The organism is Erwinia sp. E_sp_B01_1, from assembly GCF_036865545.1.
GTDB lineage: Bacteria > Pseudomonadota > Gammaproteobacteria > Enterobacterales > Enterobacteriaceae > Erwinia.
Genome location: NZ_CP142208.1, coordinates 4,028,822 through 4,051,528, shown reverse-complemented (window position 1 = coordinate 4,051,528; position 22,707 = coordinate 4,028,822). Strand labels below are relative to the sequence as shown.

General features: G+C 55.2%; 16 protein-coding genes and 2 pseudogenes. 10 read left to right on the top strand and 8 right to left on the bottom strand.

All coding sequences use genetic code 11. The annotated features are described in order from the left end of the window. Positions 1-98: 98 nt before the first annotated feature. The gene (locus VRC33_RS18875) at positions 99-1,286 is read left to right on the top strand and encodes an MFS transporter (protein WP_338558244.1); all 1,188 of its coding nucleotides are present in this window, start codon (positions 99-101) and stop codon (positions 1,284-1,286) included. A 53-nt stretch (positions 1,287-1,339) separates the two neighbouring features. Here the strand turns inward: VRC33_RS18875 and VRC33_RS18870 are convergent, their stop codons facing one another. After that, positions 1,340-2,554, bottom strand: a complete 1,215-nt coding sequence (locus VRC33_RS18870; protein ID WP_338558242.1) for an MFS transporter — start codon at positions 2,552-2,554, stop codon at positions 1,340-1,342. 71 nt (positions 2,555-2,625) lie between these two features. Continuing rightward, a complete protein-coding gene (locus tag VRC33_RS18865; protein ID WP_338558240.1) occupies positions 2,626-2,907 on the bottom strand; it encodes a SelT/SelW/SelH family protein in 282 nt (93 codons plus the stop codon). Positions 2,908-3,177: 270 nt separating this feature from the next. Here VRC33_RS18865 and VRC33_RS18860 point away from each other — a divergent pair. The 5 genes and pseudogenes from VRC33_RS18860 (at position 3,178) to VRC33_RS18840 (ending at position 9,250) form a co-directional block, all read left to right on the top strand. Further along, positions 3,178-5,573 (top strand): annotated as a pseudogene (locus VRC33_RS18860) (TonB-dependent receptor). A gap of 63 nt (positions 5,574-5,636) precedes the next feature. Next, positions 5,637-6,668, top strand: coding sequence for a ChuX/HutX family heme-like substrate-binding protein (locus VRC33_RS18855; protein WP_338564361.1), 1,032 nt, complete (start codon positions 5,637-5,639; stop codon positions 6,666-6,668). Then, the gene (locus VRC33_RS18850) at positions 6,665-7,483 is read left to right on the top strand and encodes a hemin ABC transporter substrate-binding protein (RefSeq protein WP_338558237.1); all 819 of its coding nucleotides are present in this window, start codon (positions 6,665-6,667) and stop codon (positions 7,481-7,483) included. Before VRC33_RS18855 ends, VRC33_RS18850 begins: the two co-directional genes overlap by 4 nt. Then, complete coding sequence (locus VRC33_RS18845; protein WP_338558235.1) at positions 7,480-8,481, top strand: iron ABC transporter permease; 1,002 nt, start codon at positions 7,480-7,482, stop codon at positions 8,479-8,481. The genes VRC33_RS18850 and VRC33_RS18845 overlap by 4 nt, the downstream gene beginning before the upstream one ends. Next, positions 8,474-9,250, top strand: coding sequence for a heme ABC transporter ATP-binding protein (locus VRC33_RS18840; protein ID WP_338567414.1), 777 nt, complete (start codon positions 8,474-8,476; stop codon positions 9,248-9,250). The genes VRC33_RS18845 and VRC33_RS18840 overlap by 8 nt, the downstream gene beginning before the upstream one ends. On the opposite strand, the gene VRC33_RS18835 is transcribed toward VRC33_RS18840, so the two are convergent. From VRC33_RS18835 to VRC33_RS18825, 3 genes are all read right to left on the bottom strand, one after another. Next, positions 9,247-11,421 carry an EAL domain-containing protein gene (locus tag VRC33_RS18835; RefSeq protein ID WP_338558233.1) on the bottom strand — a complete coding sequence of 725 codons (2,175 nt, stop codon included), beginning with the start codon at positions 11,419-11,421 and terminating at the stop codon, positions 9,247-9,249. The genes VRC33_RS18840 and VRC33_RS18835 overlap by 4 nt on opposite strands. A 122-nt stretch (positions 11,422-11,543) precedes the next feature. Continuing rightward, positions 11,544-13,439 (bottom strand): penicillin-binding protein 2, encoded by a 1,896-nt coding sequence (gene mrdA / locus VRC33_RS18830; protein ID WP_338558231.1) that lies wholly within the window; start codon positions 13,437-13,439, stop codon positions 11,544-11,546. Positions 13,440-13,728: 289 nt separating this feature from the next. Next, positions 13,729-14,811, bottom strand: a complete 1,083-nt coding sequence (locus tag VRC33_RS18825; protein WP_338558229.1) for a tartrate dehydrogenase — start codon at positions 14,809-14,811, stop codon at positions 13,729-13,731. Between the two features lie 82 nt (positions 14,812-14,893). Here VRC33_RS18825 and VRC33_RS18820 point away from each other — a divergent pair. After that, a pseudogene (locus VRC33_RS18820) lies at positions 14,894-15,810 on the top strand (LysR substrate-binding domain-containing protein). Here VRC33_RS18820 and VRC33_RS18815 read toward each other — a convergent pair. Both VRC33_RS18815 and VRC33_RS18810 read right to left on the bottom strand, forming a co-directional pair. Next, positions 15,807-16,067 carry a hypothetical protein gene (locus VRC33_RS18815; protein WP_338558227.1) on the bottom strand — a complete coding sequence of 87 codons (261 nt, stop codon included), beginning with the start codon at positions 16,065-16,067 and terminating at the stop codon, positions 15,807-15,809. The pseudogene VRC33_RS18820 and the gene VRC33_RS18815 sit on opposite strands and share 4 nt — an antisense overlap. A gap of 561 nt (positions 16,068-16,628) precedes the next feature. After that, positions 16,629-16,970: a hypothetical protein gene (locus VRC33_RS18810; RefSeq protein ID WP_338558224.1), complete on the bottom strand. Its 342-nt coding sequence runs from the start codon at positions 16,968-16,970 to the stop codon at positions 16,629-16,631. Positions 16,971-17,196: 226 nt separating this feature from the next. On the opposite strand from VRC33_RS18810, the gene treR reads away from it, so the two are divergent. The 3 genes from treR (at position 17,197) to treC (ending at position 21,487) form a co-directional block, all read left to right on the top strand. After that, positions 17,197-18,144: a trehalose operon repressor TreR gene (gene treR, locus VRC33_RS18805; RefSeq protein WP_338558222.1), complete on the top strand. Its 948-nt coding sequence runs from the start codon at positions 17,197-17,199 to the stop codon at positions 18,142-18,144. Positions 18,145-18,352: 208 nt separating this feature from the next. Then, positions 18,353-19,765, top strand: a complete 1,413-nt coding sequence (treB, locus tag VRC33_RS18800) for a PTS trehalose transporter subunit IIBC (protein WP_338558220.1) — start codon at positions 18,353-18,355, stop codon at positions 19,763-19,765. Between the two features lie 57 nt (positions 19,766-19,822). Next, on the top strand, positions 19,823-21,487 hold the full coding sequence (gene treC / locus VRC33_RS18795; RefSeq protein WP_338567412.1) for an alpha,alpha-phosphotrehalase: 1,665 nt from the start codon (positions 19,823-19,825) through the stop codon (positions 21,485-21,487). Between the two features lie 19 nt (positions 21,488-21,506). On the opposite strand, the gene VRC33_RS18790 is transcribed toward treC, so the two are convergent. After that, on the bottom strand, positions 21,507-22,427 hold the full coding sequence (locus tag VRC33_RS18790; protein ID WP_338564359.1) for a DMT family transporter: 921 nt from the start codon (positions 22,425-22,427) through the stop codon (positions 21,507-21,509). Between the last annotated feature and the right edge of the window lie 280 nt (positions 22,428-22,707).

Sequence of the window (22,707 nt, the reverse complement as noted above, 5' to 3'; positions counted from 1 at the left end):
CTCCGGACGATGAGTCAATAATTACGGATTTTATATCATAGACCATCCGATCCTTGCCGATTATTCTTTACGCTGACTTCTCTGACGGACACCACATCATGCACACTCACCATCCGGAAAGCCCGGAACAACAAAAACCCCAGTGGGGTGCCGTATTTTCAATGGCGCTCGGCGTCTTTGGGCTGGTCACAGCCGAGTTCCTGCCTGCCAGCCTGTTAACGCCAATGGCCGCGAGCCTTGGCGTGACCGAAGGCACAACCGGACAGGCGGTGACCATCACCGCTATTTTTGCCCTGTTAACCAGCTTCTTTATTGCCTCAGCCACACGAAAAATGGATCGCCGTGCGGTGATGCTGGGTTTTTCTGTGATGCTGATTGTGTCAAACCTGCTGGTGGCTTTTGCCCCTAATCTCAGCTTTATTCTGGCAGGCCGCGTGTTGCTGGGGATCGCCATCGGTGGGTTCTGGACGCTGGCGGCGGCAACGACGATGCGACTGGTGCCGGAAGCCATGCTGCCACGGGCGCTCTCCATCGTGTTCAGCGGCGTCTCAGTGGCGACCATAGTGGCTGCGCCGATGGGCAGCTACTTCGGCCATCTGATTGGCTGGCGCAACGTGTTTGTGGCGGCTTCAGCTATTGGCTTACTGGCGCTGAGCTGGCAGGTAATGGCTTTACCCAAAATGTCCTCGAATCATTCCGGAAGCGGCAGCTCGATCTTCTCGCTGGTCAGAAGGCCCGGTATGCAGACGGCGCTGTTGGCCATCATCCTGCTGTTCTCGGGTCACTTCGCCTTCTTCACTTATCTGCGGCCTTTCCTGGAGAGCGTGACCGGCGTGGGCGTTAACGGACTTTCTGCCATTCTGCTGGGATTTGGTGTGGCCAACTTTGCCGGAACGCTGATTGCGGGCGTTTTGCTTGAGCGTAACCTGCACCGGACGTTAATTGCCATGCCACTGGCGATGGGCCTGATGGGCGTTGGACTGGTTGCCATGGGCCCGGCACCGATGGTGGACGCTGTGCTGGTTGCCTTATGGGGTATGGCTTTCGGCGCGGTGCCGGTTGGCTGGTCGACCTGGCTTACCCGTACGTTACCGGACGAAGCAGAAAGCGGCGGCGGCTTGCTGGTGGCTTCCATTCAGTTAGCCATCACCATAGGTGCGGCTGCGGGCGGGGTGATCTTCAACATCACCGGCGCGAAAGGGGTCTTTATGGGCAGTGCAGTAGCGCTTTTAATTGCTACCCTGACGGTCTATGCGGCATTACGATCCCGGCCAGCCATCGCCTGAGCCTGCACTGTGTTAATCCCTTAAAAAGGAACCCCAGGGTTCCTTTTTTTCAGTTAAATCAGATCGGTGGAGCCGACGTCGGTATTTTTGCGGTCCGCCACTTCTTTCAGCAACGCCACAATAAAGATCATCATGCCCAATACTGGCAGGATTGCGCCGTAGCTGGCGGTCTGCGTCATCGGATAGCCCTGTTGCACCACGTAAGCCCCCAGGAAAGCCCCCAGCGCGTTGGCAATGTTAAACGCTGAGTGATTCAGCGTGGCCGCCAGCGTCTGCGCTTTCCCTGCCACCTGCATCAGGCGCACCTGAAGCGGCGCGCAGAGCGCGAGGTTGGTGCCCACCAGGAAAGCGCCGATCATCAGGCCTGTTACCGTGCCAATCATCAGGGGGAACAGGGTCAGGACGATCACGCTCCACGCCAGGATGCAGAAAATGGAGAGCATGATTTTGCCATCGGCCATACGGCCACCGGCCAGATTTCCCAGCACCATGCCCAGACCAAAAGCAAACAGCACAAAGGGCAGCCAGAAGGTAGAGAGGTGCGCTGCCATCGTCAGGATTGGTGTGATGTAGCTGATCACCGCAAACATTCCGCCAAAGCCAATCGCCGCAATGCCCAGCGTCAGCCACAGACGAAGGTTGGCCAGTCCGCGAATCTCCTTCAGCGGGGAGCTTTGTTCTTCTTCTTTCTGTACCGGGAACAGCCTGTAAATCAGCAGCGCATCAATCAGCGACAGCAGGGAGACGCAGGCAAAGGCCCAACGCCAGTCCAGATGCTCACCCAGCAGGGTGGCGGCGGGATTGCCCAGCAATGAGGCCAGCGTCAGGCCCAGCATCACCTTGCCAACCGCCTGTCCACGGCGATTCTCTTCAACCAGAGAAGCCGCAGCCAGAGCTGCCACGCCCAGGAACGCCCCGTGCGGTAATCCGCTGAGGAAACGTGAAATCACCAGCATATGGGCATTGCTGGCCAGCATGCTGCTGACGTTGCCGAACAGAAACAGCGTAATGAAAATCATCAGCTGATGTTTACGGCACAGACGCGCGGTACTCAGCGAAAACAGCGGTGCACCCACCACCACGCCAAGCGCGTAATAACTGATAAATTTACTGCCTTCGGCGAGGCTGACCTGCATCGCGCTGGAGACCTGCGGCAGCAGTCCCATGATCACGAATTCACTCAGGCCAATGGCAAATGCCCCTAACGCCAGGGAAAAGAGTAGCGGCCCAACGCGATGGAGGGGTGTAGAAGAACGAACAGTTTCCATATAAAAAAAGCACTTAATAGTTAACGATGAATGCAGTAGCCCGGTCACGAGGTGTGATCAGGGCGCGGGTGTTATTTTTTGTCGATATGTCCCAGATCCCGCTCTGGAAAGCAGTAATTACGCACACGTTGCTTCAGCTCTTTGGCTTCCGGAAAGCCGCCGTCCGTCTTGCGATCCCAGATGAGCTGCCCATCAATCTTTATCTGATAAATCCCGCCAGTGCCGGGCACCAGTGAAACGGACGCCAGATCGGTACTGAAAGTATGCAGCAATTCCTGAGCCATCCAGCCTGCACGCAGCAGCCAGTTGCACTGAGAACAATAGTGAATGGTAATCGCCGGGGAAGTTTTCATGATGATAAGGCCAGACGCGGGAATGGAGCGCTATCTTCGTGCGGACTCCCCGGCGCTGTCAAGCCCGGGGCTAAGAGCCCTTTTCTAAAGATTGTGAATTAATTATGGAGGTTATTGATATAGCGAATCGAACTCATTATCATTCGTATTTGACAGTTGTCACGGAATGACCTACATAACGCCGGAATGCGTGAGTTTATTTCGCAGTTATTTTCACCTGCGGCCGCAATGTATGAGTCGATATTACTAAAAATATAAAGGCTTACTAAGATGCATAACAATTTAACTTCTAAGGGATTTATACAAAAAACGTTGCTGCTTGGCACGCTTGCCTCCAGCGGTTTCGCTTTTGCTGAGGTGCCCACTTCTGACCCGCTTCCCGAGGCCACATCTGATACTCAACTGGCGCTCTCTGACAGCAAACCCCGTTTTTCAGAGCCAACAATGACGGTGACCGCACCGGAGCCAGAAAAAAAGCGGGCAGCAAAACCACCCTCACCGCTGCAGAGATGCAGAATAAAGGCACCACTGATTTTGGATCGGTGATGCGTTATGAACCCCTGATCGGCGCTACTGGTACCAGCGGTGGCTCTTCAGCCGGGAAAAGTGGGTTCGACCGCAGTGGCTACACCGGCTACAACATTCGCGGGCTGGAGAGTAACCGGGTAGGGCTGGATGTGGACGGCATACCGCAGCCTGATGCAACGGGCAGGAGTTACGCCAGCCGCGCCGGGTTAAATACCTTTGGCATAGGCCGGGATTATCTCGACCCCTATATGTATGGCCTGGTAGAGATTGAATCCGGTGCGACCTCCACGGAAAAAGCCAATAACGCCCTTGGCGGTGCGGTCTCCTTCCTGACAAAATCGCCGGATGACTACCTCTCTCCCTACAAATCGACCTATTTTGGTTACCAGACGGACTATGACTCTGCCAACCGCAGCTGGCATAACGGCATCACCGCTGCCGCTGGCGATGAAACGCTACGAGGGATCTTTGTCTTCAGCCGTCGTGACGGACAGGAAACCCGTAACAACAGCGGCACGCTGGACGCTTATCCGGAAAACTGGCACTCCAATGCGCTGATGACTTCCGGGATCTGGCAGCCCAACGACGATCATAAGCTGACCGGAACCCTGGACTATTACGACAAAACCACGCACAGCCATTACGACACCTGGGATACTTCGGGCAATTCGATTCTGGGAACATCCCAGCAGCAGAGCAATACCCGTCGCTGGGGTGTCAGCCTTAAGGATGAGTGGACGCCAGCCAACGCCTTTGTCGACAGCCTGACCAGTAAAGTCTACTACCAGCAGACGCAGGCGCATGACAATACCTGGATGCCCACCAGTTCCGGCAGCATGGAGCGCGTTTACTCTGACTACAACGTGAATACCTGGGGATTTGAAACCCAGCTGATGAAGAACCTTGGCCGGCATGAGCTGAGCGGCGGCCTTAACGGGCGAGTCACTGAAACAGAACGTCCGTTCCGTCAGGAACCAGCACCGAGTTCTTACTCTGTCATTATGCAACCTGACGCAGACAGCCGCAGCTATGCGCTGGGCGGCTTCGTGCAGGACCGCATCCAGTTTGATCTGGATGGTCATAATTTTGATATCGTGCCGGGCGTGCGCGTGGCGCATCAGACTACTAAACCTCAGAACCTTGCCAGCCTGACCACCGGCAGTGACGTGCTGGATGAATCCGGTGTGGAAACGCTGTATGGCAAAGAGAACTCCGATACCCAGGTTCTGCCCTCTCTGAGCTTTAATTACGACATCACGCCGTCGCTGATGACCTATATCCTCTACAAGCGCGGCGCGCAGTTCCCTAATGCCAGCCAGCTTTACGGTTCCTGGAACCTGGGGTCAAGCTATGCCGGGCCAGTGCAGTATGCGCTGATTGGTAACAGCGATCTGAAAACGGAAACCAGCAATAACCTCGAGTGGGGCATGAAAGGGCAGGTGGTTGATGGGGTGTCGCTGAAGACGGCGGTGTTCTACAACACCTATAAAAACTTCATCGCCAATACCCGTTACAGCCGGGCAAACAACCCGTCGAAATTCACTAATGTACCTGCAAATATCTACACTATTTATCAGGCAGAAAACCGCGATAAGGCTTATATCTATGGCGGTGAAGTCTCGACAAAAGTGAATTTTGGCACCTGGTATGAAGAGGTGAACGGGCTGAGTGCAACCTTCGCGCTGGGTTACAGCAAGGGCAAATCGAAATCCTCTTACGCCGGCGACAGCTATGTTGACCTCGACAGCGTGGCGCCGATGAAAGCGATTGTGGGCGTGGCCTGGGATGATCCGGCGAAGCGTTATGGTGCCGCCGTTACCGCCACCTTCGTCAAAGGGAAAAAGGCCGAGGCGACCAGTCGCGAAAGCTTCACCAATAACGCTGGCGCGACGCTGCCGGACTCCAGCACCGACTATATGCGGGTGCCGGGCTACGGTATGGTAGATATGACCGCTTACTGGCAGGCAGCGAAAAACGTCAAAATCAGCGGGGGTATCTACAACCTGACCGATCGCAAATACTGGGACTACCTCAGCAGCCGTCAGCTAACTGACACCAATAACCAGGATGCGTATGACAAGGCGCTGGCCGTGATGCCGGGCAGAACCTGGCAGCTGGGTGTAAATATCGATTTCTGATCCCCTTAATCATGACAACTTTGCCCCGCCTCTGTGCGGGGCTTATCAGGAGAGCAAATGGACATGAATACTCTTTATCAGCGTTATCAGGCAGCAAAAGCAGAGCACCCCAAAAAATATGCCCGCGACCTGGCGGGGCTGCTGGCCGTCAGCGAAGCGGAGCTGACCCATGCCCGCACCCTGGAGGAGGCCGTCGCGCTGCGTCCGGATTTCGCGGCGCTGTTGCGGGCGCTGGAAGCGGTGGGGGAAACCAAATCCATCACCCGCAATGCCTTTGCCGTGCATGAGCAGGTGGGACGCTATGAAAACCTGCATCTGGGCGGCCACGGCGGGTTAATCCTGAACCCGCGAGCGCTGGATCAACGCCTGTTCCCCTTCCAGTGGAAAAGCGCTTTTTCGCTGGTTGAGAAAAGCGAACGCGGCGACCGTAACAGCATCCAGATTTTTGACGGGCAGGGCGATGCGATCCTGAAAATCTATACCACCGGCAACACCGATATGGCGGCGTGGCGCGCGCTGATTGACGCCTTCAGGCTGGAAACCACGCCGGAACTCCAGGTCAGCCCGGCTGAGCCGGTTAACTACGCCAGCCTGCCGGATGCCGCGCTGATTGAGCAGGAGTGGCGGGCAATGACCGATGTCCATCAGTTCTTCGGCCTGTTGAAACGTCACAATATCTCCCGTCAGCAGGCTTTCCGCTCGGTTGCCAGCGATCTGGCCCTGAAGGTGGATAACGGCTCACTGAACGCGCTTTTGACCCAGGCGAAAAGCGACGGTAATGAGATCATGATTTTCATCGGTAACCGGGGCTGCGTGCAGATTTTCACCGGCATCGTTGAGAAGCTGATGCCGGTAGAGAACTGGCTCAATATTTTCAATCCGACCTTCACCCTGCATCTGATGGAAAACACCATCGCTGAAAGTTGGATCACCCGTAAACCCACAGCCAACGGCATGGTCACCAGCCTGGAGTTGTTCGCGGCTGACGGCACGCAAATTGCGCAGCTTTATGGCCAGCGTACCGAAGGCGAGCCTGAACAGACCCGCTGGCGGGAACAGCTTGCCGCGCTGGCAGGTGTGGGAGCGGCGGCATGAAACTCTGGCTGATAGCCCTGATAGCGCTGCCGTTTTCACTGCTGGCTGAAGAGCGCGTGGTGTCGATTGGCGGTGACATTACGGAGATCGTTTATGCGCTGGGCGCGCAGCAGAACCTGGTCGCGCGGGACAGCACCAGCCTGCAACCGGCTCTGGCGACCAGGCTGCCCGACGTGGGCTATATGCGTCAGCTCAATGCCGAAGGGATCCTGGCCATGAAGCCGACGCTGGTGATAGCCAGCGAGCTGGCAAAACCCTCTCTGGCGCTGCAGCAGGTGGAGCAGGCTGGCGTGAAAGTGATTACGGTCACCGGCAAGCCTGAACTCAGTGCCGTTCACAGCAAAATTGCCACCGTCGCGGCTGCGCTGCACCGTGAAGAGCAGGGAGAAGAGCTGCAGGCGAAGCTGGATAAACAGCTTGCCGGCCTCTCCGGTAAACCGCTGCCGGTTAAAGTGCTCTACATCCTCAATCACAGCGGCATGAAAGCTCAGGGAGCAGGGACTGGCACGGCGGCCGACGGAGCTATTCGCGCGGCTGGCCTGCAAAACGCCCTCGGCAATATTCCGCATTATCAGCCGCTGACGCAGGAAGGCATTGTGGCGAGTGCGCCTCAGCTGATTGTGATCGGCGCAGAGGGGTTGCGGACAATGGGTGATGAAGAGGATCTGTGGAAGCTCCCCGGACTGGCGCTGACCCCGGCAGGCAGGCAGCACAATGTGCTGGTGGTCAATGAGATGGCCCTGCTGGGTTTTGGGCTGCAAACGCCGGATGCTGTTGCCAGACTGCGCAAGGCAGCTGAAGCGCTGGTGAAATGAGCGCGATAAACGTGCAGCGTGGGCTGCTGGTGATGGCCGCCCTGATGGTGGCGATACTGCTGTTAGCGGCCAATGTCGGGCCTGTGCGCCTGTCGTTGCCGATGGTCTGGCAGGCCCCCCGGGAGAGTATGATCTGGCAGGTCTGGTGGAATATCCGGCTGCCCCGTGTGCTGCTGGCAGTGCTGGTAGGCTCAGCGCTGGCTCTTTCGGGAGGCGTCATGCAGGGGCTGTTTCGTAATCCGCTGGCCGATCCGGGCTTGCTGGGCATCAGCAGCGGGGCAGCATTAATGCTCGCTATTGCTGTGGTCATCCCCTTCTCTTTGCCAGCAGCGCTGGCGCTATGGTGGCCGATGCTGGCTGCCTTTGCCGGGAGCCTGACAGTCACTGCGGTGATTTTTACCCTCACGAAATACACCAGCAGTACGCTGTCACGCCTGCTGCTGGTAGGCATTGCCATCAATGCAATCTGCGGGGCTGCGGTGGGCGTGCTCTCGTGGATCAGTAACGATCAGCAACTCCGTCAGCTTTCGCTGTGGGGGATGGGGTCGCTGGGGCAGGCACAATGGTCAACGGTGTTGGTCAGCGCTGCGGTCATTATCCCGGCGATCCTGGCGACTCAGTGGCAGGCACGACGCCTGAATTTACTGCAGCTGGGCGATGAAGAGGCCCACTACCTGGGCGTGGACGTCAAGCGGACCCAGCGTATTTTGATGGTGCTCAGCGCCCTGCTGGTAGCCGCAGCGGTTGCCGTCAGTGGGGTAATAGGTTTTATCGGGCTGGTCGTGCCGCACCTGATCAGAATGTGCATCGGCAGCGATCACCGCTGGCTTCTGCCGGGGGCTGGGCTTGCCGGGGCGATCCTGGTGCTGATTGCCGATACGCTGGCCCGCACGGTAGTGGCTCCGGCAGAAATGCCTGTCGGGCTGCTGACCAGCCTGCTGGGGGCACCCTGGTTTTTATGGCTGATATTACGGCGACAGGAAGCCCGCTATGAGTGAACTTCAGGGTAAAAATCTGGGCTGGCGCGTCGGCTCCAGATTGCTGATCGACGATGTTTCTCTGACGCTGCGCGCCGGAGAGATGGTTTCGCTGATCGGCCCTAACGGGGCAGGAAAATCGACCCTGATGCGGCTCCTCACCGGTTTTCTGGAACCTGACACCGGCGGCTGCCTGCTGGAAGGCAAGCCGCTGGCAAGCTGGCCGCGTGAACGACTGGCTCAGACCCGCGCAGTGATGCGTCAGCAAAGTCACGTTGAGTTTCCTCTCAGGGTCAGGGAAGTGGTGGCGATGGGGCGGGCTCCCTGGCCTGAGCAGGGCAGTCAGGCTGTGATGGAAGAGGTAATGGCGCTGACCGGTTGCGATGTGCTGGCGGAGAGGGATTACCGCCATTTATCCGGGGGAGAGAAGCAGCGAGTACAGTTGGCGAGGGCGCTGGCCCAGTTGTGGCATCAGGAGGGGCCCCGGGGCTGGCTGTTTCTGGATGAGCCAACCTCGGCGCTGGATTTGTACCATCAGCAGCATGCCTTACGGCTGCTGCATCAGTTGACGCGCCAGGGCCGGCTCACCGTGTGCTGCGTGCTGCACGATCTTAATCTGGCTGCGCTCTGGTCAGACAGCCTGCTGCTGCTGCACAAAGGCCGCCTGGTAGCGAGCGGAACGCCAGCAGAAGTGATGACAGAGGCGGTATTAACGCGCTGGTATCAGGCCGATCTCAACGTGCATCATCACAGCCAGGATGCCGTCCCGCAAATAGTCCTGCGCCGCTAGGTTAGCTGGCTGAGGGGTGCCTCCTGTCCGATCTGCTGTGCAAACAGCAGTTCAGGCGGCTGGGGGCGACTGAGCAGGAAGCCCTGTAGCTTGTCGCAGCCGGACGCTTCAAGCGCCAGACGCTGCTGTTCTGTTTCCACCCCTTCCGCCGTCACGGATAAGCCCAGCGAATGCCCCAGTTTGATAACTGAAGAGACAATGGTGTTTGCCTGCTCCTGAATACCCAGCAGTTGGGTAAAGCAGCGATCGATTTTCAGGGTATCCACCGGGAACTGGGTGAGGTAGCTCAGGCTTGAATAGCCGGTACCAAAATCGTCGAGAGCGATTCTGAAGCCCGCCGCGCGCAGGGTCTGAATGGTATGCAGAGCCTGCTGACGATCTTCCAGCATCACGCCTTCGGTGATCTCCAGCTCAATCTGTCTCGGGTCCACGGCTTGCTGTTGGACTATCTCTTGCAGCCGGGCGATAAAATTCCCGGCGAGGAATTGCAGAGGGGAGACGTTTACCGACATGCTGAGGTGGGGGCAACGCTTAGCCATGGCGAAAGCCTGTTGCAACACCCAGTCACCCAGCGGAATAATCAGCCCGGTCTCTTCGGCGACGGGAATAAACTCTGCCGGAGAAACAGGCCCAAGAACCGGATGATGCCAGCGCAACAGCGCCTCAATCCCCAGCATGTTTTTGCCGGTGATATTCATGATTGGCTGATACCACAGCGCCAGGCCCTGAGGCGCTTCCAGTGCCCGTCGGAGCGCTTCTGCCAGCTGCTGACGCTTGATCAAGGCTTCGCCCAGCGCCGGGACAAACATACGGTAGCGCCCGCGCCCTTCGGATTTAGCCGCGTAGAGGGCAATATCAGCTTTGCGCATCAGCTCCGGTGGTTCGGAAGCGTGCAGTGGGGCTATCGCAACGCCGATACTGACCCCGACCCACAGCCGGTTACCCTGAAGCATTACCGGGGAAGTGAGCTGAGTGATGATCTTCTGGCAGAGCTGGGTGATCTGCTGGTCACTCTTCAGATTGTTCACTATCACTATAAACTCATCGCCGCCCAGTCTTCCGACAACGTCTTCTTGCTGCAACAGGGCCGTAAGACGCTGGCTGACCTCGATAATCAGTTCGTCCCCGGTAGCGTGCCCATAGGTGTCATTGATCATTTTGAAACGGTCGAGATCCAGCAGCAGCAATGCTGTCTGCCCCTGTTCTGTGGAGAGCATATCCAGCCTCTGCGTCAGCTTATCCTCCATCGCTGCACGGTTGGGCAGCCCGGTCAGCACATCCTGCTTCGCCAGGCGATGAGCCTGAGCCTCGCTGGCCTCCAGCCTGAACATGCTTTCTGACAGTTTTAGCGAAGATAACCACAGGCGACGCGTCATATTGATACACATCAGGGTGATCGCCAGCATCGCCAGCAAGACCAGCGGGCCGGTGACCATCAGCATCTGGGTACCGGGTTTCATCGGTTGCCAGGAGACGTAGCTGACCGGGATATTCAGATGGGATGTCAGCAGAAAACCGGCGCTGTTGGCTTTTTCAGCATTGCTGGGCGTAAAGCGGAACTGGCTGACCACGCCCCGGTGTTCCAGGTAGTCGACAAAGCTGTAATGGATGTAGCGTATAAAAATCAGCGTGTTGCCCTGGGTTCCCGGCACTTTCCCTAACGCAATCTCGGCCAGGCGGCCATTAATGCGAATAAAATCACCGGTAAATGCGGGGGAGGAGGAAAGGTGGTGAAGGCTGTTCAGCCACGGAAGCAACTGGCGCTGAACTATCTCATAACGATCGGCAGAAACGGATTGGCCGGCAAACCAGGCGGACAGAGGCCGGTCCTGGCTGTCAAGCAGATAGACTTCATCATCACCTGCAAGGATTTTCAGCCAGCGTCCAAAGGGGGAGTCTGTCCCGGGCGAGGCGGTGAACTGCCTGAGTAAATCGGGCCAGCTCAGCAGATCCTGATGCTGCCGGAGGTAGTCAGCCAGATGTTGGGAAAAGATATTCTCAATCACCTGGTGCTGCTTTTCCTGCGCTTTGGCGTTGCTTTCGGTTGTCACCCACCAGGCGGTAAAGCCGCAGGCAAGAAATGTGAACAGCACCACCCCTATCATCGGCGTGAGAACGTTACGGATAAAGTGGCGTCGTAGCCCGGCCACCAGGCGATGTTCCTTAATCATTTACTTTCCAGCAAAAAATGAATCATTCGCCATTGCACGCAGGCCTCACGAGGCTAAGACATTACCTCATAGTCCTGTATCGGCAAAGAGCAACATCTTCTTTAGCGGGGAATTTTCATGACCTACTGTGCGGTGAAGTTGCTGGTGGGATCGGCGGTAACCGGCATTGGTGCCACATCTGGCGGCAGGAAGATGTGATCCATGATATTTCTCACCACTGGCGCTGCGGTCACGCCGTTAATGCCGCCGTTTTCCAGGATGATAGCCATCGCCACTTTGGGGTTGTTGAACGGTGCGAAAGCCGTGTAGAACACATGGTCACGCAGACGAATGGGGATCATTTTGGCGTTATAGACCTGATTTTGTTTGAGGCTGAAAACCTGCGAGGTGCCGCTTTTCGCCGCAATGCCGTAAGGCGCGGTATGGAAATATTTGTACCCGGTGCCATTGGCGGCATTTGCCATGCCGAACATCGCGTGACGCACCAGGCTCCAGAATGGCGAACCGGCATCGCCAACCTGTTCCTGAGGTAAGGTGGGTTTCCAGGGAGTAATGTTTTTACCCTGTTTTTGTTCATACAGCAGGTGAGGCTGGATCACCCGGCCATTATTGATCAGCGTATCCAGCGCTTTCACCATCTGGATAGGCGTGGCAATCCAGTAGCCCTGACCAATCCCCACTGACACCGTATCGCCCTGATACCAGGCTTTTTTATGGACTTTTTGCTTCCATTCCCGGCTGGGTAGCAGGCCGTTGTACTCTTCATTCAGATCGATGCCGGTAGATTTGCCGTAGCCGAACTGGCTGAGCATGGTATGAATACGATCGATACCCATCATAAACGCCACCTGATAGAAGAAGGTGTCGGCGGATTCTTCAATAGCGCGTGTGACGTCCAGCATGCCGTGGCCCGATTTTTTCCAGTCGCGGTACTTACGCTGGGTGCCTGGCAGTGTCCAGGTTGCTGCACCAAAGAAGCTGGTTTGGGGAGTGATGACGTGCGTCAGAAGGGCTGACATTGCCATGTAGGGTTTCACGGTGGAAGCAGGAGGGTACAGGCCCTGGGTCACGCGGTTAATCAGCGGCAGATCCTTGTTGGCCAGCAGTTCTTTATAGGCTTTGTAGCTGATCCCTTTTACAAAGGGATTCGGGTCGTAGCTGGGGCTGGAAACCATGGCCAGCACCTGACCATCTTTCGGATTCTCAATCAGCACGGCAGCGCGCTGTCCGGCCAGTTGCGTTTCCACATATTGCTGAAGGTGGAGGTCCAGCGTTAAGTAGAGGTTTTTACCTGCCACCGGGGGAACCTCTTTCAATACGCGGATCACCCGGCCATGATTATCCACTTCGACTTCCTGATAACCCGTTTTGCCATGCAGAACCGACTCGTAATAGCCTTCGATGCCCTGTTTACCGATATTATGATCGGCCGCATAGTTGGCACTGATGCCCTGTTTATCAAGCCGTTTGTAGTCGCTGTCGTTTATTTTCGACACGTAACCAATCACATGCGCCAAATCGGGGCCGTAAGGATACTGGCGATCTTCATAACTGTTCACGTCCACGCCGTCAAAGCGATACTGGTTTACCGAGAATCGTGCCACCTGTTCGTCGGTGAGTTCGGTTTTCAGTACCACGGGTTTATAGCGGCTGGAAGCATGTAGCGTGCGGTTGAAGGTCTCGATTTCATCAGGGGAAAGATCGACAACCGGCGTCAGTTCGGCCAGCAGCGTCTTGATATCGTTAACTTTATAAGGCAGGATTTCGATGTCATACCAGGTCACGTTTTTCACCAGGGGTATGCCATTGCGATCGTAAATAATCCCACGCGTGGGCGCAATCGGGATCATTTTGATGTCATTTTGATTTGAGCGGGTCTGATAATACTGATTCTGTTCAATCTGCACATGGTACAGATTCACCACCAGGGTGACGAAACCTGCCACTACCATCCCAAAGGCTACCAATGCCCTGCGAACAAAAAGTTTTTCTTCTTCTGCAAAATCTTTGAATTTCATTAACGGGCAATCGCATTATTTTTAGTCGTTTTCCCGCCTAATGATAGAGATAACCCGACAAATCACGACCCGAAAGATGCATATACGCCGGATAAAGTGTGACATTTATTGAAGATGTTACAAAAAAGACATCCTGCTAAAGGAAAATAGCCTGAGCCAGGCAAATTCACGGAATAGTATCAGGCGGCAAGCAAGGCTGAGTCCCGTTGGCGCTGCAACTGGGGCAGGGCACTGCCTTTAAGCACGGATGGGCCATATTGCCAGCGCCATCCGTACCGGGATTCAGGGCTTAAGCAAACGCGGCGGCAATGGCGGAGCCGAGATCCTGAGTATTGCCGGTGCCACCCATATCTGGCGTCAGGGCGCTTTTGTCATCGCTGGTAGCCAGCACTTTCTCGATAGCCTTTACCACGGCTTCTGCGGCTTCGGCGTGCCCCAGGTGTTCCAGCATCATCGCACCACACCAGATCTGGCCGACCGGGTTGGCGATATTTTTACCGGCGATATCGGGCGCGGAGCCGTGTACCGGTTCGAACAGGCTGGGGAACTTGCCTTCAGGGTTGATATTGGCCGAAGGCGCAATGCCGATAGTGCCGGTACAGGCTGGTCCGAGATCCGAGAGGATATCGCCGAACAGGTTACTCGCCACCACCACATCAAAGCGATCGGGATGTAAGACGAAGTGGGCGGTGAGAATATCAATATGGTATTTGTCGACGCGCACCTCCGGGTAGCTGCCGCTCATCTCTTCCACACGGCTGTCCCACCACGGCATGGTAATCGCAATGCCGTTGGATTTGGTCGCTGAAGTCAGGTGTTTTTTTGGCCGCTTTTGCGCCAGCTCGTAAGCAAACTTCAGAATGCGATCCGTGCCGATCCGCGTCATCACCGTTTCCTGGATCACGATCTCACGATCGGTACCGGGGAACATTGTCCCCCCGACGCTGGAATATTCGCCTTCGGTGTTTTCCCGCACCACGTAAAAATCGATATCACCAGGTTTTCGATCCGCCAGCGGCGCTTTAACGCCCGCCAGCAGCCGGACAGGGCGAAGATTTACGTACTGATCGAACTGACGACGGAATTGCAGCAGCGAGCCCCAAAGCGAGACGTGATCCGGTACCACTTCGGGCCAGCCCACCGCGCCAAAGTAGATGGCATCAAAGGATTTCAGCGTCTCGAACCAGTCATCCGGCAGCATTTTTCCGTGCTGCTGGTAATACTCTGCGCTGGCAAAATCAAACCACTGCCACTCAAAAGCGATACCAGACTGACGGGCTACGGCATCCATCACTTTGACACCTTCCGGCATCACTTCTTTACCGATGCCGTCGCCAGGGATGACGGCAATCCTGTACTTCGCTAAAGCCATATGACTCTCCTTTGGGGAACACCTTTTCACTCAGAGTGTATTGCAGCATTATGGTTAAATAATTAGCCTGGAATTCAATCTAATGTTGAATAAAAGTAAAGAATTCAGCACATCCACCGATGACCTGCTTTTTTTATGCGTATTGCTGCCCTCTCCAGCCTGACGGAAGTGGCGCTTGAGCTGGGATTAAGCCTGCCTGCGATCAGTAAGCGGCTGACGCATCTGGAGAAAAGGCTGGGCGTGCAGCTGGTGAAGCGGACAACCCGGCGGCTCGAACTGACGCCGGAAGGGACGCTTTATCTTGAAGGCGCCAGACCTATTCTGAATCAGCTGGCTGAGCTGGAGGATGCCGTCAGCCGGCAGAGCGATGTCCTGCGGGGTAGCCTGAATATCAATGCGTCGCTGGGGTTTGGCCGGCGGCATATTGCGCCTCTGGTGTCTGCTTTTGCTGCGCGTCATCCTGAGCTGGTTATCAGCCTGCAGCTTTCCAGCCAGCCGCTGAATTTTCTGAACGCGGGGTTTGATGTGGATATTCGCGTCGGCCAGGCCCCCGATTCAAGGCTGATTGCCCGGCGCATTGCGGCAAATTTTCGCGTGGTCTGTGCCGCACCAGCCTATCTCGCGCGGCAGGGCACGCCACAAACCCTTGAAGAGCTGGCGCATCATAACTGCATCCTGTTGCAGCAGCATGAGTCCGATTTCGCCATCTGGCGGTTCAGGCAGGCTGGCCGGGAGTTGAGTCAAAAAGTTCAGGGAAGCCTGACCACCAATGATGGTGAAGTGGCCATGCGCCTGGCGCTGGATGGGCACGGGCTGATTCTCCGCTCCTGGTGGGATGCTCAGGAAGCGATAGAGGCGGGAAAGCTGGTACAGATACTCACGGATTATCAGGCGCCTACCGCCGACATCTATGCGGTTTATCCTCATAACAAACAGATCCCCAGACGGGTCAGGGCATTTGTAGACTACCTGAGTGAACGACTTACCCCGCCAGGCTAATTATCCGAATGGTGCCGGGAATGCAATTTCTCAGAGAGAGGCAGGGCGTTCTCTTGCTTTCGGCAGCAGTGATAACAGGCTTTCACCTTTTTCCCGAAGCGCACCTGGGCGACCGTTAACGCCTGCGATCCGTTATACAAACTGCCGATAAAGGTCAGCGTCTCTTTAGGCGGCATGACCGGACATTCCGCCCGATGTAGCATATAAAATCCCATCTGATCGGTTTGCTGTGTAACGTAAAAATAGTTGGCAGGCATTTTATCGCTCCCACTATAAAAAGGTCTGAAAAACATGGCCGTATTTTCTTGTCAGAATTGATTAAATCGTATTATATATCGGCCAACTGACGTCCCCGGATTTTACAGATTAAGCCCCGGTTGGGTAGTTAAGGCTGGATAATGAATTGCAGGTTTTCAGACGTCTGGTGCTGATATTTATCCTGTGATTCTTTGAGGGGTTCTGGCGAGGATTTAAAAATTTTAACTTTATTTCTTTTGCTGGTGTTATTTTATAGATGGCTGAATTTTAAGATTTTATTGGGTTGTCATTCTCTGGTGCATTGATTATAAAGACTATTAACGGGCCATTTCATAAAAAACCTCTTCCTCATTTACTGAATTATAGCGGAAAGGGTAAAGGTAAATCTTATTCCTCCTGCTGATTCTCCCAGCGGGGAAAAGATTACCGGTATTGATGGCAGGAATAGCAATAACCTTAGAAAAGGTTATATATAAAAATAATAGCCCCCTTTTTTGAAATTTATGCCAGCTTCAACGGCTGGCACAGAGCCTTTTTTCGCATTCCGGGCAGGATGGCTGTCAGTTATTACCGGGTAACATCAGAGGCAGACAGGCCTCCAGACCCTGACGTGTTTGCTTTTTCTGTTCGGGTGACAGGGCAAAATAACGCAGGCTTGCCCCCAGGGCTGACTGACGATCAAACGCCACTTTATCGAAGGCATAGGAGGAATTTTCATTGATGATCACCGCCTGCATTTTTTTGACAAACTCATCCTGATTTTTCGGCTCACCCAGATCGTTAATCAATACGCAGGTGGCGGCAAAGTAGTGCAGGTTCTGTTTATGGGGCTTGTAAGCCATAAACAGGGCAACGGCGATAACAATCAGGATCAGAATGGCGAGGAGTTTTGTTTTCATCATGTCGGTTGAGGCTGAAAATTTGCGCAGAGCTTAACGTGTGAGTTTGCCCGCTGCCAGGTAAAAAATGGCTTTGTTGAAGTTTAGTACGGACTTTTCTGAACTGAACTCCGGCTGTAGCCTGGTTAACCGCATCAGAGGAGGAGCTGGCCGCTTCGCACCTTACAGATTTTTAAGGGTTAATGCGCTATTCTGACCCTACTTTCCGCCAACTCAATGACTGTCGTCCATGCATAATCGCCTGACCATCAAAGATATTGCCCGCCTCAGCGGCGTGGGGAAATCAACGGTTTCCCGCGTCATCAATGGCGAGGCAAGCGTCAGTCAGAGCACCCGCGAGCGAGTGGAAGCGGTGATCCTGCAACAGGGGTTCACCCCCTCCAAATCCGCCCGTGCCATGCGTGGACAAAGCGACAAAGTGGTGGGCATTATTGTTTCCCGCCTTGATTCGCCCGCTGAAAACCAGGCCGTGCGCGCCATGTTGCCTTTGCTTTATCAGCAGGGGTTTGACCCGATCATGATGGAAAGCCAGTTCGATACCCGGCTGGTAGAAGAGCACCTTCATATGCTCGCGCAGCGTCATGTGGATGGCGTGATCCTGTTCGGTTTTAACGGGCTGATGCAGGAGATGCTCACGCCGTGGCAGGAAAAAATGGTGGTGATGGTACGCAATTATCCGGGTTTCTCCTCGGTCTGTTACGATGATGCGGGCGCGGTAAATTTGCTGATGGATCACCTTTACGCCGGGGCGCATCGTCACATCAGCTATCTTGGCGTTGAGCAATATGATGCCACCACGGGGGCCTGCCGCTACCAGGCCTATCTGGATGCCTGTACTCGTCTGAATTTACTCCCTGAAGCGACGCTGGGGGAGTTAAGTTATCAGAACGGTTTTGATCGTGTGGCCGGAGTGATCGCTCCTGATACCACCGCACTGGTTTGCGCTTCTGACAGCCTTGCGCTGGGGGCCACCAAATATCTGCAGCAACAGCATCTGACCGGTATTCAGGTCTGTTCAATCGGTAATACGCCGCTGTTAAATTTTCTGTTTCCGGAAACGTTATCGGTAGAGTTTGGCTACGGCAGCGCGGGCCGCCATGCTGTCCGGCAACTGCTGGCTCAGCTGGCGGGCGATACCGGTATGCGTCATATCCTGATCCCCTGTACGCTTTCCTGATTTCCTCCCTGTTTAGCCTCTGCTGATCTTTTAGCATCGGAACAATATGTGATCGCCACTCCAGATTGGGAACGTTCCCGTTTATTTGATAAATCAGAGCGACTAAGCTCCAGCCACCATTCGATCCGGCTAAATCAGACAGCATTTTCTGTCAGGACGTCTGCATTCAGGGATTGAATTAAAAGGGAATAATAAAAGGACTTTAGCTATGAGTATTCATCAGCAGGATATCGATCGCCTGATCGAGTTTGTTGGAGGCAAAGATAATATTGCCTCTGTCAGTCATTGCATCACCCGGTTACGTTTTGTTCTGGTCGCCCCCAGCCTTGCCAGCCCGTCGAAGCTGGAGGCGTTACCGATGGTAAAAGGTTCTTTCACTAATGCCGGGCAATTTCAGGTCGTGATAGGGCCGGAGGTGGAGGAGTATTACCGGGCATTAATCGCAACCACCAGCCTGGACGGGGCCAGTAAAGAGCAGGCTAAAATAGCCGCACGACAAAATATGGCCTGGAGTGAGCGGGCCATTTCTCACTTCTCTGAAATCTTCTCGCCTTTATTACCTGCGCTGATCAGCGGTGGCCTGATCCTGGGGTTCCGTAACGTCATCGGCGACATCCCCTTCTCCGACGGGCAAACGCTGGCCCAATCCCATGCGGTGTGGAAAAACATCTACGACTTTCTATGGTTGCTGGGTGAAGCCATCTTTATGTTCCTGCCCGTAGCGGTCTGCTGGTCGACGGTGAAAAAAATGGGCGGGACGCCGGTACTCGGGATTGTGCTGGGCGTTACCCTGGTCTCTCCCCAGTTAATGAACTCCTACCTTCTGGGGCAGCAGCTACCGGAAAGCTGGAATTTTGGCTGGTTTGCTATCGAGAAAGTGGGTTACCAGGCGCAGGTGATCCCCTCCATTCTGGCGGGCATGGCGCTGGGCTGGATTGAAACGCAGCTTAAAAAATGGATCCCGGCCTACCTCTATCTGGTGATTGTGCCGCTGGCTTCTCTGCTGCTGGCGGTGTTCCTGGCCCATACCCTGATTGGCCCGTTCGGCAGAATGATCGGTGATGGCGTCGCCTGGGCGGTAAAAGCGGTGATGACCGGAAGCCTGGCTCCAATTGGTGCCGCAGTGTTTGGTTTTCTTTATGCGCCGCTGGTGATCACCGGGGTGCATCAGACCACTCTGGCAATCGATATGCAGATGATCCACAGCATGGGCAGCACGCCGTTGTGGCCGATGATTGCCCTGTCGAATATTGCTCAGGCCTCGGCGGTGCTCGCCATCATCATCATCAGCCGCAAGGCTAACGAGCGGGACATTTCTGTGCCGGCGGCCATCTCCGCTTATCTGGGCGTTACCGAACCCGCCATGTACGGCATCAACCTGAAATATCGCTTTCCGATGGTGTGCGCCATGGTGGGGTCCGCGCTGGCCGGCCTGATTTGCGGCTTCAACGGCGTGCTCGCTAACGGCATCGGCGTGGGGGGCCTGCCGGGGATCCTGTCGATCAAACCGCAGTTCTGGACGATCTATTCGCTGTCGATGCTGGTGGCCGTGGCGGTTCCGTTAGGGCTGACCGTGCTGGTCTACAAACGCAAAGAGCGCCGTGGCGAGTTGCCGGTTTAGCTTTTCCCTCTCTGGCCCGGCTTCCCGGGCCGCTTACCCTTTTATAAGGCCGGCTTTATGAACCAACCTATTCCCTGGTGGCAAAACGGGGTTATTTACCAGATTTACCCGAAGAGTTTTCAGGACAGCACCGGCAATGGCCACGGCGATCTCAATGGCGTTATCCAACGGCTGGATTATCTGCAGGCGCTGGGCGTTGATGCTCTCTGGTTAACGCCGGTGTATGTTTCGCCCCAGGTCGATAATGGCTACGACGTGGCTGACTATTGCGATATCGATCCCGCTTACGGCACCCTGGCCGATTTTGAAAAACTGGTGGCCGAGGCACACCGTCGCCAGATACGCATTGTGATGGATATGGTCTTTAACCATACCTCTACTGACCACCCCTGGTTCAAGGCAGCGGCCAGTCCTCAGAGTCCTTACCGTCCGTTTTATATCTGGCGCGAAGGCCACGCGAGAGCATTACCGAATAACTGGCGTTCAAAGTTTGGCGGCCCCGCCTGGCAGCTCGAGAAACCTGGAGGTCAGTATTACCTGCATCTCTATGCACCGGAGCAGGCCGATCTGAACTGGGAACATCCTCCTGTTCGTGAAGAGCTAAAAAAAATCTGCCGCTTCTGGGCGGATAAAGGAGTGGATGGCCTGCGGCTGGACGTGATCAACCTGGTCTCCAGGCATCAGGATCTGCCTGAGGATGAGACGGGCGATGGCCGGCGTTTTTATACTGATGGCCCCTTTATTCATGAATATCTCCGTGAAATGAGCCGTGATGTCTTTCAGCCGCTGGGGCTGATGACGGTAGGAGAGATGTCCTCCACCACGCTTGAGAACTGCCAGCAGTACGCCGCAAAGGATGGCAGTGAACTCTCGATGACCTTTAATTTTCACCATTTGAAAGTCGACTACACGCTGGGGGAGAAATGGACGGTCGCCGCACCTGATTTTGTGGAGCTGAAACGGATTTTCAACCACTGGCAGCAGGGAATGCATAACCGCGCCTGGAACGCGCTGTTCTGGTGTAACCACGATCAGCCGCGCATCGTTTCCCGTTTTGGCGATGAAGGCGAGTGGCGGGTTCCTGCCGCCAAAATGCTGGCCATGACGTTACACGGCATGCAGGGCACGCCGTATATTTTTCAGGGGGAGGAGATTGGCATGACCAGTCCGGGGTATACCCGCCTCGATCAATATCGTGATGTGGAAAGCCTGAATATGTTTGCCGAAAAAACGGAGGAGGGCGTCTACGCTCCTGACATTCTGGCGATCCTCGCCAGAAAATCCCGTGATAACGGTCGCTCGCCCATGCAGTGGGATGCTTCGGAGAATGCGGGCTTTAGTACTGGGCGACCCTGGATTGGCTGCGCGCAGAATTATCCGCTTATCAATGCCGAAGCCGCACAGGGCGACCCCGATTCTGTCTTCCACACCTATCGCCAGCTGATTGCCCTGCGTAAACGCTACCCCCTGCTGACTTTGGGAGACTATCAGGATCTGCAACCTGAGCACCCGGCATTCTGGTGCTACCAGCGCACCTGGCAGGGGCAGTCTCTGCTGGTGGTTGCCAGTCTCAGCCGTGAGCCGTTGCTCTGGCAGGCTGAAGGCATCAGCGCCTCTCCCCACTGGCAATTATTAATGGGGAATTACGCCAGCACCCCCGACCGGCCAGAAGCGCACATTTTTAAACCTTATGAAGCCGCCTGGTGGTGGCGGCCAGAGTAGCCTGGCTGACCTTGCGGCATCAGGTCAGCGTGCGGAGAATACTCAGTTTGCGCCTGCGTCTTTCGCTCCAGACGGTAAAGATCCCCGCTGCAGCCACCACTGCAGCGCCTGCTATGGTCGGGATCCCAGGGAAACTGTTCAGGAACAGGTAGCCAATCAGCATTGACCAGACCAGCGTGGTGTAGTCAAAAGGGGCCAGCAGCGAGGCATCAGCATAGCGCAGGCTGAGCGTAACCAGGATTTGCGCCATCCCCCCAAAGAAGCCACAGCCCACCAACAGCAAAAGCTGCATCCGGTCTGGCACTACCCAGCCAAAGAAAAGGGTGGAAAGGCCAATCAGCATGGTCATCAAAGAAAAGTAGAAGACAATCGCGCCGGGATGTTCAATGCCATTCAGGAACCGAATCTGCACCAGAGAAACGGCGGTGCACAGGGCGGCCATCAGCGCGAGCAGAATGCCAAGTCCTGCAGTCAGGTCAACTCCGCTTCCCGCCAGCACCGATCCCCCCTCACTGAGATAAGCCGAGAGCATAATCAGGATCCCTGAAAAGCCAATAACCACCGCCAGCCAGCGTGAAGCGCTTACGCTCTCTTTTAACAGCAGCGCAGCCAGAATCACGGTAAACAGTGGGGCGGCATAGCTGATGGCCGTCGCGTCTGCCAGAGAAATATAGACCAGCGCCATATAGTTGAAGTACATGCCGCCGGTGCCGGAGAATCCCCGAATCAAATGGCCGAACAGGTTGCGTGTTTTAATCTGCGGCAAAATGTTGCCCTGGAGCTTAAGCCAGAACAGCAGCGGAAACAGGGCGACAAAGGAGCGAAAGAAAATAACCTCTCCGGTAGGGATGCTACCTTCCAGTCCTTTCACGCAGGCAAGCATTAATGTTGCACAAAGCGCTGACAATAATTTCAGCAACACACCCAGTCTGGAGTTCATCATTACCCTTTCTTTTAACGCTGGCGGGACGAAAGTCAGGGTTACCTTAGAGGGTGTGAATACCGGGGGTTAAGATAATTTCGCTCTGCCCGGATAGTTTTTGCTTATAACACCGGACGAATTTCGCGCAGATACCGTCATATAAAATACATATCCCCACACAGGGTTTCCCTCTTATACAAGCCAAAATGGGGCTTATATAGTCGGGTTGTTGCCTGAAGGCAGCAAAACAGAACCGAACCACCTAATTTGCTCATCCTGAGCCAGGGGACGAAAGTCA